The organism is Sphingomonas sp. Sph1(2015), from assembly GCF_001970915.1.
In the GTDB taxonomy this organism is placed as follows: Bacteria; Pseudomonadota; Alphaproteobacteria; order Sphingomonadales; family Sphingomonadaceae; genus Sphingomonas; species Sphingomonas parapaucimobilis.
This window is the reverse complement of sequence record NZ_MQUI01000016.1, coordinates 1-11,750: the sequence shown is the minus strand read 5'-3', so window position 1 is coordinate 11,750 and position 11,750 is coordinate 1. Positions and strand designations below refer to the sequence as shown.

At 70.2% G+C, this 11,750-nt stretch carries 2 protein-coding genes; both read left to right on the top strand.

The features are described 5' to 3' along the window. Nucleotides 1-102: 102 nt before the first annotated feature. Complete coding sequence (locus BSZ14_RS08550; RefSeq protein WP_139330385.1) at nt 103-10,626, top strand: BapA/Bap/LapF family large adhesin; 10,524 nt, start codon at nt 103-105, stop codon at nt 10,624-10,626. A 196-nt stretch (nt 10,627-10,822) separates the two neighbouring features. Beyond that, nucleotides 10,823-11,686 carry a TolC family protein gene (locus tag BSZ14_RS08545; protein ID WP_241823700.1) on the top strand — a complete coding sequence of 288 codons (864 nt, stop codon included), beginning with the start codon at nt 10,823-10,825 and terminating at the stop codon, nt 11,684-11,686. The last annotated feature ends 64 nt before the right edge of the window (nt 11,687-11,750 follow it).

The following is an 11,750-nucleotide window of genomic DNA, read 5'->3' as shown; positions in this document are numbered from 1 at the left end:
ACCATCTGAATTAATTCCGAAAACGGTCTACTCGCATCACTGCTCCCTCTTCGTGGTTAGGATTGGCGCTAGGGGAGGCCGCGTGGGAACACGACGACAGCCATGACCGCGCCCCCCCCTGCCCGGCACCGCGTGCCGGGGCATGACGACATGCAATGGGAGGAACAGGCCATGCAGACCGAGATCATCGCAAAGGCGACCGGCACCACCACCACGACCAGCGCCAATGTCATCGAATTGAGCGCGCCCAGCGTCGTTCGACTGAATATCGACCGGGCGCAGGTCGCGACGATGGAGCGCGAGGGCAACGACCTGATCATCCGCCTGACCGATGGCCAGACCATTCGCATCGACCATTTCTATGACCAGCAGCAGGGCAAGATCAGCGACCTGGTGCTGCGTGACGATCAGGGCAGCCAATGGCTCGCCAACCCGTCCGCCAGCGGCGCGGGGCGGTTCCGGGCGATCACCGATCTCGACGACCTGATGGGCGCGGCGACGACCAGAGAGGGCGGCGGCTCGTCCTTCGTCCTGCCCGCCATATTGGGCGTGGCCGGGGTCGGCGGCCTGGTCGCGGCGGTGTCGGGCGGCGGCAATGGCGGCAGCCAGCCCGGCGGTCCCTCCGCCGATACCCAGCCGCCCGCGACTCCCACCGCCAGCTTCACGGCCAACGGCTCAAGCATCCGCGGCACCGGCGAGTCGGGCGCGACCGTCCGCGTGACCGACAGCACGGGCGCGGTGATCGGCACCGGCACGGTCGGCGCCGACGGCACCTTCACCATCCCGGTCAACCCGCCCCAGACCAACGGTCAGCCCGTCACCGTCGTGCAGAGCGACGCGGCAGGCAATGTCTCGCCCCCCGCCACGACGGCGGCGCCCGATATCACGCCGCCCGCCACCCCGACCGCGACGATCACCGGCGACGGCCGCACGGTCAGCGGCACCGGCGAGCCCGGCGCGACCGTCACCGTGCGCGACGCCGCCGGACAGGTGCTGGGCACTGCCGTCGTCGGTGCGCAGGGCGGCTATACGCTGACCCTGACCACCCCCCAGGCCAATGGCGGCACACTGACCGTGACGCAGGCCGATCCTGCGGGCAATGTCTCCCCCGCCGTCACGCTGGCCGCGCCCGACACCACGCCGCCCGTCGCACCCACGGCGAGCATCAACGGCGACGGCACCAGCGTCTCCGGCACCGGCGAGGCAGGCGCGACCGTCACCGTGCGCAATGCCGCCGGGCAGGTGCTGGGCTCCGCGGTGGTCGATGCGCAGGGCGGCTATTCGCTGCCGCTGACTACGCCGCAGGCCAATGGCGGCACCCTGACCGTCACGCAGGCCGATCCGGCGGGCAACGTCTCCCCCGCCGTCACGCTGGCCGCGCCCGATATCACCCCGCCCGTCGCACCCACGGCGAGCATCAACGGCGACGGCACCAGCGTCTCCGGCACTGGCGAGGCGGGCGCGACCGTCACCGTGCGCAACGCCGCCGGACAGGTGCTGGGCACCGCGGTCGTCGATGCGCAGGGCGGCTATACGCTGCCGCTGACCACGCCGCAGGCCAATGGCGGCACCCTGACCGTTACGCAGGCTGATCCTGCGGGCAACACCTCCCCCGCCACCACCGTCAGCGCGCCCGACATCACCCCGCCCGCCGCACCCGCCGCGACCCTGTCCGCTGACGGTGGCACCGTGACCGGATCGGGCGAACCCGGCGCGACCGTGCGCGTCGTCGGCCCGGACGGACAGCCGATCGGCACCGCCATCGTCGCCGCCGATGGCAGCTATACGGTGACTCTGACCACCGCTCAGACGGGTGGCGGCGTACTGGTCGTGACCCAGACGGACGCGGCAGGCAATGTCTCGCCCACCACCCAGCTGGACGCGATCGACACCGGCCCCATGCCGCTGCCCACCGCCCAGATCGACTCGCAAGGAACAACGGTCAGCGGCACCGGCGAGCCCGGCGCGACGGTGATCGTGCGGGACGCCAACGGCCAGGCCATCGGCCAGGCGACGGTCGATGCGAACGGCAATTACAGCCTGACGCTGACCACGCCGCAGGGTAATGGCGAAACCCTGACCGTCACGCAGAGCGACGCGCTGGGCAATGTTTCGCCCACCATCACCCTCACCGCCCCCGACTTCACCGCCCCGGCCGCGCCCACCGCGACCATCGCCGATGACGGCAGCGCGATCACCGGCACCGGCGAGCCCGGCGCGACCGTCACCGTGCGCGATCCGGCTGGCCAGCCGCTCGGCACCGCCACGGTGGATGCGCAGGGCAACTATACCTTGCCGCTGCTCACGCCGCAGACCAATGGTGAGATCCTGAGCGTTACCCAAAGCGATCCGGCGGGCAACACCTCCCCAGCTATTTCGGTCGGCGCACCGGATACGACTGTCCCCGCTGCCCCCACCGCCACTGTCGCGGGCGACGGCACCGCCATCACCGGCACCGGCGAGCCCGGCGCGACCGTCACCGTCAGCGACGACACCGGCCAGCCGCTCGGTACTGCCACGGTCGACGCGCAGGGCAATTATACGCTGCCTCTGACGACACCGCAGGCCAATGGCGAAACCCTGACCGTCACGCAGAGCGATCCGGCGGGCAACACCTCGCCTACCACGACCATCAGCGCCCCTGATATCACCGCTCCGACCGCACCGACCGCGACCATCGCGGGCGACGGCACCGCCATCACCGGCACCGGCGAGCCCGGCGCGACCGTCACTGTCAGCGACGCCACCGGGCAGCCGCTCGGTACCGCCACGGTCGACGCGCAGGGCAGTTACACACTGCCGCTGACCACGCCGCAGGCCAATGGCGAAACCCTGACCGTCAAGCAGAGCGATCCGGCGGGCAACACCTCGCCCGCCACGACTATCAGCGCACCCGACATCACGGCTCCGACCGCACCGACCGCGACAATCGCGGGCGACGGCACCGGCATCACCGGCACCGGCGAACCCGGCGCGACCGTTACCGTCAATGACGCTACCGGGCAGCCGCTCGGTACTGCCACGGTCGACGCGCAGGGCAATTATACCCTGCCGCTGACCACGCCACAGGCCAATGGCGAAACCCTGACCGTCACGCAGAGCGATCCAGCGGGCAATACCTCGCCTACCACGACCATCAGCGCACCCGATATCACGGCTCCGACCGCGCCAGTCGTCACGGTAAGCGCGGACGGCACGCAGCTGACCGGTACGGGTGAGCCGGGCGCCACGGTGCAGGTCGTCGATGCGGGCGGCCAGCCGATCGGCACCGCGACGGTGGGCAGCGACGGCAGCTTCGGCGTGGCCCTGCCCACGGGGGTCGCCAACGGCCAGACGCTGTCGGCCATCCAGACCGATGCAGCGGGTAATACCTCGCCCGCGAGCGTGGCGGTCACGCCCGATCTCGTCGCCCCCACCGCTCCCGTCGGGACGGTCGGCGCGGACGGCACCAGCATCAGCGGAACCGGCGAGCCGGGTGCGACCCTGATCGTGCGTGCGCCCGACAACAGCGTGCTCGCCACCGTCACCGTCGCCGCCGATGGCAGCTTCAACGCGCCGCTGACCACGCCGCAGGCCAATGGCGAAACCCTGTCCGTGACGCAGACCGATGCGGCGGGCAATGTCTCGCCCGTCGCCACCGTCACCGCGCCCGACATCACGCCCCCCGCCCCGCCGCTTGCCACACTCTTGGCGGACGGCACGGCGGTCTATGGCAATGGCGAGCCCGGTGCGACGGTGCAGGTCGTCGACACCAACGGCATGCCGCTGGGCAGCGCGGTCGTGGCTGCGGACAGCAGCTATACCCTGACCCTCAACCCGCCGCAGATCAGCGGCCAGACCCTATCGGCGGTGCAGACCGATCCGGCCGGCAACCCGTCGCAGCCCGCCACGGTCGCCGCCCCCGACCTGACCGCCCCCCCGGCACCGATCGCGACCATCGCCGCCGATGGCGCCAGCGTGACCGGCACCGGCGAGCCCTTCGCCACCGTCCGCGTGCGCGCCGCCGATGGCACGGTGATCGCGACGGTGACGGTCGGCGCGGACGGCAGCTTCGCCACGCCGCTGTCGCCGCCCCAGGCCAATGGCGAGGCGCTGTCGCTCGACCAGACGGATCGCGGCGGCAACCTGTCGCCCGCCACGCCGCTGACCGCGCCCGACATCACCGCACCGACCGGGCTGACCGCCGCGATCAGCGGTGACGGCGCGATCGTCACCGGTTCGGGCGAGGCAGGCGCGACCGTCACCATCCGCGATGCGAACGGCGCGGTGCTGGGCACCGCCACGGTCGCCGCCAACGGCATCTATAACGCGACGCTGACCACGCCGCAGACCAATGGCGAAACGCTCCAGGTGACGCAGGCCGATGCGGCGGGTAACATCTCCGCCCCCGCCAGCGTCCTCGCGCCGGATACCACGCCGCCGCTTGCGCCGACCGGGTCGGTGGTCGATGCGGGTGCGACCCTGTCGGGCACCGGCGAGCCGGGCGCCACCGTCACCATCCGCGCCGCCGACGGCACTTTGCTGGGTAGTGGTCAGGTGGCCCCGGACGGCAGCTTCGCGGTGACGCTGAACCCCGCCCAGGCCAATGGCCAGGCGCTCCAGCTGGTCCAGAGCGACGCGGCGGGCAATGCCTCGCCCATCGTCGCGGTGACCGCGCCCGATATTACCGCCCCGATCGGGCTGACCGCCACGATCAGCGGCGACGGCACCGTCGTGACCGGCGTCGGCGAGGTCGGCGCGACCGTCACCGTCCGCGATCCCGATGGCACGATCATCGGCACCGCCGTCGTCGGCGCGAACGGCAGCTATGCCGCGTCGCTGACGCCTGCCCAGATCGATGGCGAGACGTTGCAGGTGACGCAAGGCGATGCGGCGGGCAATGTCTCGACGCCCGCCACCGTCGCAGCGCCGGACCTGACCGCACCGCTGGCGCCCGTTGGCACCATCTCCGCCGACGGCACGCTGGTGAACGGCACGGGTGAGCCCGGCGCGACCGTCACGGTGCGTGATGTTAACGGACAGCCTCTCGGTACGGCCACGGTCGCCGCCGATGGCAGTTTCTCGGTCGCCTTGGCGAGCGCACAGCTCAACGGCCAGGCCCTGTCGGTGGTCCAGGCCGATGCGGCGGGCAATGTCTCGCCGCCACTGGCGCTGACCGCGCTCGACACCACCGCACCGATCGGACTGACCGCCAGCGTCGACACCACCGGCACCATCGTCAGCGGCCAGGCAGAGGCCGGCGCGACGATCACCGTCAGTGCGCCCGACGGCACGATCATCGGCACCGGCACGGCGGGTGTTACCGGCGCCTATGCGCTGACCCTGACCACCGCGCAGCTGAATGGCCAGGTGCTTGCCGTGACGCAGGCGGATGCGGCGGGTAACACCTCCCCGCCCAGCCCCGCCATCGCACCTGACCTGACCGCCCCGCTCGCCCCCGTCTTCACGCTCGACGGCACTGGCGCCAATGCGACCGGCAGCGGCGAGGTCGGGGCCATCGTGACCCTGCGCGACGCCAGCGGCACGGTGATCGGCACCGGTCAGGTCGGTGCGGACGGCGGCTTCAGCGTGCCGTTGAACCCCGCCCAGGCCAATGGCGGCACGGTCAGTGCGACGCTGACCGATGCGGCGGGCAATGTATCGACGCCGACCAGTGTCGCCGCCCCCGACATCACCCCGCCCGCGCCCCCCGTCGCGGTACTGGATGCGACAGGCACCATCGTCAGCGGCCAGGGAGAGGTCGGCGCGACCGTCACGGTACGCGACGCGGGCGGTGGCGTGCTCGGCACCGGGATCGTCGGGCCGCAGGGGTCCTATACGGTCACCCTGTCCGCACCCCAGCTGGACGCCCAAGTGCTGAGCGTCACCCAGGCGGATGGCGCGGGCAACGGATCGCCCGCGACCACCGTGACCGCGCTCGACCGCACGGCCCCGGACGCGCCGGTGGCGACCGTCTCGGCAGATGGAACGGTGGTCAGCGGCACCGGCGAGATCGGCGCGACGGTGACGATCCTCGATCCGGTCGGGCTGGTCCTCGCCACCGTGCCGGTGAACCCGGATGGCAGCTTCAGCGTGACGCTGACCAACGCGCTGACCAACGGGCAGGTGCTGACCCTGACCCAGGCGGATGCGGCAGGCAATGTCTCGGCCCCCGGCAATGCGACCGCGCCCGACCTGATCCCCAACGACACGCCCGACGCGCCGACCGCGACCATCGCCCTCGACGGCGCGAGCGTTTCGGGCAGCGGACAGGTCGGCGCCGCCGTCATCGTGCGCGACGCCAATGGCGCGGTGATCGGCAATGCGCAGGTCGCCGGGGACGGTAGCTATACCGCCACGCTGACCACCCCGCAGCGCAATGGCGAGACGGTGCGCGTGACCCAGACCGATGCCGAGGGCGATGTCTCTCCCCCCGCCACGGTCATCGCTCCCGATCTGACCGCCCCCAATGCGCCGATCGCCATGATCGATCCGACCGGCGCGCTGGTCATGGGGACGGGCGAGGTCGGCGCGACCGTGCGGGTGCTGGACGCCAATGGCACGACGCTTGGCACCGCCACGGTGGGTGCGAACGGCGCCTATGCCGTGACGCTCGCCACGCCGCAGGTCGACGGCCAGCCGCTGACCGTCGTGCAGAGCGATGCGGCGGGCAATGCCTCGCCCGCATCCCCCGTCCTCGCACCCGACCTGACCGCCCCGCTCGCGCCCATCGGCACGGTGTCGGGCGACGGCTCGACGCTGACCGGCACCGGTGAAGTCGGCGCGACCGTCACCATCCGGGGTGCCGGGGGAGTGGTACTGGGCACCGCCGTGGTCGATGCGAACGGCAATTTCACCACTCCGCTGACCCCGGCTCAGGCGAACGGCCAGATCGTGACGCTGACCCAGGCGGATGCGGCAGGCAATGTCTCGCCGCTCAGCCAAGTCACCGCACCCGACATCACCGCCCCCACCGGCCTGACCGCCGTGATCAACGGCGCGGGCAATCTCGTCTCCGGCGCAGGTGAGGCGGGTGCGACCGTCACCATCCGCGACACGGGCGGTGCGGTGCTGGGCACGGCGGTCGTCGCAGCCAACGGCACCTATGCCGCGATCCTGACTCCGGCGCAGCTCAATGCGCAGGTGTTGCAGGTGACCCAGGCGGACGCGGCGGGCAATGCCTCGACGCCCGCCACCGTCATCGCACCGGACCTGACCGCCCCGCGAGCGCCCCTCGGCACGGTGTCGGGCGACGGATCGACGCTGACCGGCACCGGTGAAGTCGGCGCGACCGTCACCATCCGGGGCACGGGGGGTGCGGTATTGGGCACCGCCGTGGTGGATGCGAACGGCAATTTCACCACTCCGCTGACCCCGGCCCAGGCGAATGGGCAGGTCGTGACGCTGACCCAAGCGGATGCGGCAGGCAATGTCTCGCCCATTACGCAGGCCACCGCGCCCGATATCACCGCACCTACCGGCCTGACCGCCGCGATCAACGGCGCGGGCAATCTCGTCTCCGGCACGGGTGAGGCCGGTGCGACCGTCACCATCCGCGACGCGGGCGGTGCCGTGCTGGGCACGGCGGTCGTCGCCGCCAACGGCACCTATGCCGCGATCCTGACTCCGGCACAGCTCAGTGCGCAGGTGTTGCAGGTGACGCAGGCGGACGCGGCGGGCAATGCCTCGACGCCCGCCACCGTCATCGCACCGGACCTGACCGCCCCGCTCGCACCCGTTGGCACGGTTTCGGGTGACGGCTCGACGCTGACCGGCACTGGCGAGGTTGGTGCGACCGTCACCATCCGGGGCACGGGGGGTGCGATATTGGGAACCGCCGTGGTCGATGCGAACGGCAATTTCACCGCTCCGCTGACCCCGGCCCAGGCCAATGGGCAGGTGGTGACGCTGACCCAGGTCGATGCGGCGGGCAATATCTCGCCCATCGCCCAGGCCACCGCGCCGGACATCACCGCCCCGGCCGGGTTGACCGCCGCGATCAACGGCATCGGCACGCTGGTTACGGGTCAGGGAGAAGCAGGCGCGACCGTGACCGTGCGCGATGCGGGCGGCAACCCGATCGGCACCGCTATCGTCGCGTCGAATGGCAGCTATACGGTCACGCTCACCAGCCCCCAGGCCAATGGCCAGACGCTGACCGTGACCCAGGCCGATGCGGCGGGCAACGCCTCCGCGCCCAGCCCGCTGACCGCGCCGGACATCACACCACCGGCCTTGCCCGGCGCCACGATCAACGGCACGGGCACGATCGTCACCGGCTCGGGCGAGCCCGGCGCGACGGTGCGCATCCTCGGCGCGCAGGGCCAGCTGGTCGGCAGTGCGATCGTCGATGCGAACGGCGCCTACACCGCCACGCTGACCATCGCGCAGGCCAATGGCCAGGCGCTGACCGTCACGCAAGTGGACGCGGCGGGCAATGTCTCGCCCCAGGCGCCATTGGCCGCGCCCGATATCACGCCCCCGGCGATTCCCACCGCCGCGATCAACGGCACGGGCACGATCGTCATCGGCACGGGTGAAGCCGGCACCACGGTGGAGGTCCGCAATACGGGCGGCACCGTCATCGGCACCGGCACGGTCGCGGGCGGCGGCACCTATAGCGTCACCCTCACCACGCCGCAGGTCGCGGGTGAGACGCTGAACGTCGGACTTCGTGACGGGGCGGGCAATGTGTCGGGTACGGTCGAGGTCGTCGCACCCTTCGACATTAGTGCCTTCGACAATGTCGCCTCGGCACAGGTCGACCTGGTGCCCGTGCAGACCAACGAAACGCTGGGCAATGCCAACTACACCGCGCTTGTCTCGCTGGGCTTGGTTAATCTGGACGCACAGGTGCTGGCCATCCCCAACGTCCAGTTCACGGTGCAGCAGGGCCATGTGCTGGACGCGACCTTCACCTATGACGCCACCCTGTCGCTGGGTGTCGCCAGCGGCTATTCGGTGGTGCTCCAGCGGTTCGACGGCACCAACTGGGTCGCGGTGAACGGCGGGGGCAATTCCCCGCTGCTGGAGGTCAGCCTGCTGGGTGGCAATCTGGTCGCCACCGCAGACGATCTGGCGCCGGGCCAGTACCGGGCCTTCGTCACCTTCGACAATACGCTGGGCATCGGCCTGCTCGGCGGGTTGAGCGTCACCGGCGTGGACTCGGACTTCACCGATATCGGCCAGGTCGTGCCCGCCGTGACGAACGGGAATGTCATCACCGATCCCGGCCCCACGGGCCAGGTCGATGTGGTCAGCCCGCAGACCCGCGTCGAAAGCGTCACGCTGAACGGGGTGACGACCGCCGTCACCGGCAACACGCAGGTGGTCGGGCAATGGGGCACGCTGACCATCGGCAGCGACGGCCGGTACAGCTACACCCCCAATGCGGATGCCGCCGTGCTCGGCAAGACCGACCGCTTCACCTACACCCTGCTCGACGCCAGCGACGGCGAGCGGGAGAGCGCGACGCTGACCATCTCGATCGGCAGCCCGGACATCACCGGCGCTCCGATCGCGGTCAACGATGCGGCGACGGCGGGCGCGACCTTCGTCAATGTGGTCGAAACCATCCCGGCGACGGTCGATACGTCGTTCGCCACTCCAACGGCCATCGCGCTGACCGGCGCGCGGACGGGTCAGGTCACCGACAGCTTCACGGTCGATGCCAACAGCGTGGCCAACGTCACCCTGACCGCCGCGATCGCACCCGGCCTGTCGGTCGTGCCCAGCTATACGATCACCGTCACCAATGCGGCGGGCGCGGTCGTCGGCACCGCTTCGGGCACGGCCCTGGCGGGGGTCGGCGGGCTGATCGGCTCGGGCATCAGCGTGACGATGACCGGTCTGCCCTCGGGCACGTACAACTACACCGTCACCAGCACCAACATCCTGGGACTGGGCTATACGACCGACGTCTATGTGGCCGAGACGGTCACCCATCTCGACCAGTTCGCCCTGTCCGGCACCACGCCGGTCAACGGCGATCTGCTGGCCAATGATACGGTGGGCAGCGATTTCCTGGGCATCAAGATGCTGGTCGGCGGCACGTTCGTGGATGTCGGCGATGCGGGCCGAACGCTGACCGGCACCTATGGCACGCTGACCATCAACGAGGTCGGGCAATATAGCTACCAGCCCTTCGCCAACCTGGCCTATGCCGCGACCGATCCGATCGACCGCTTCACCTATCAGGTCGTGCAGCCCGACGGGCAGGTCTCGACCGCGCGGCTGGACGTGGCGATCGACATCAACAACGGCGTCGCCCCCGTCTTTCCCGCGACGCTGACCGCCTTTGCGCTGGAAGAGCCGGTGCAGGTGCATAGCGACGTCGTGCCGATGACGCTGGCCGTCGGTCATGACGCCGTGCCGCTGACCCTGGATCAGGCGGATGCCAGGATCGCACTGTCACCGATGGACGATCAGGGCAGCGTCGAGGATGTGCTGTCCCGCTATCTCGACGCGCAGAGCCCGGCCAGGGAACCGTTGCCGAGCGAATCTCTGGCCGATGCGGGTGATTCGTCCGTGATGCCAAGCGTTTCGGACATCAGCGCGCAGGCCCCCTTGATGCATGATCCGCTAGGCTATCTGACCGTTTCGGTCGATCCCGAACAGGAAAGGCTGGCGACCCTGCACCTGGTCTGACCATCCTGCGCATATATCCGAAAACGGAGTTGATTTCGGGCGCCGAAGGGGTTCCCCTTCGGCGCCTAATCCCTTTTTGTTTAAATAGTTTAGTCAGCCTCTTTGTCAGGGAGAGGTCAAAATGCGATCGATGAAGCGAGAGTGGCGAGAACGCTACCAGAGGCGATCGGCACGGTTCGGGAGGGTGATGATCGCGATGAGCGCCATCACGGCAACGGCTGCGGCAGAACCCGCGGTCGTGACGATGGAAAGCGCGATGCATGAGGTCCTGGCCTGGCACCCTTCGGTCGTCCAGGCGACGGCGACCATCGAGGCGCGGGCTGAGGATGTCGAGGTTGCGCGAGCGGGTTATCTGCCGCGGATCAGCGCAGGGGTCGGCAGCGGGTACGACAACCGCATCGGCAGCGCGTGGCGGCCCCGTCCGCAGGTCTCGGCGTCGCAGATGATCTATGATTTCGGCAAGGTCGCGGGCGCGGTCGAATCCGCCCGCGCGGGCACCCGGATCGGTCGCGCGGACCTGTTGCTGGCGGTCGACGGGCTGATCCGCGACACCGGCTTCGCGCTGGTGGAGGTCCAGCGCAACGCGGCGCTGCGCGCGATCGCGATGGAACAGCTGGGCCGCATCCGCGAGATCAGCGCGCTGGTCGACAAGCGGTTCGGCAAGGGCGCGACCACCCGCTCCGACGCGCTGCAGGCCCAGTCGCGCGTCGCCGCAGCCGAAGCGACGCTGACCCGGATCGAGGCGGAGCAACGGCGCTGGACGACCAGCCTCGCCTTTCTGCTCGGCCGCGAGACGGCGCCCGTGGTCGATCCGGGCGTCCCCGACTGGCTGATGGCCAGCTGCACCCGCGCCACCACCGTCGAATGGGCCGATATCCCCGCGATCATGCGTGCGCGGGCGCAATATGAGCAGGCCAGCGCCGAGAGCCGCCGCGTCCATGCCGCCCGCCTGCCCACCATCGCCCTGGCGGGCGATGCCGCGACCGATGTCACCTCCCCCTTTATGGATGGCCCGCCCCTAAACCGAACCGTTGTTATCGCACGACAGCGGGTCGTTTGAGGAAGGAGCCAAGGTCATGGACGTATCGGTTCTCGGGATCGATCTGGGCAAGAACAGCTGCAGC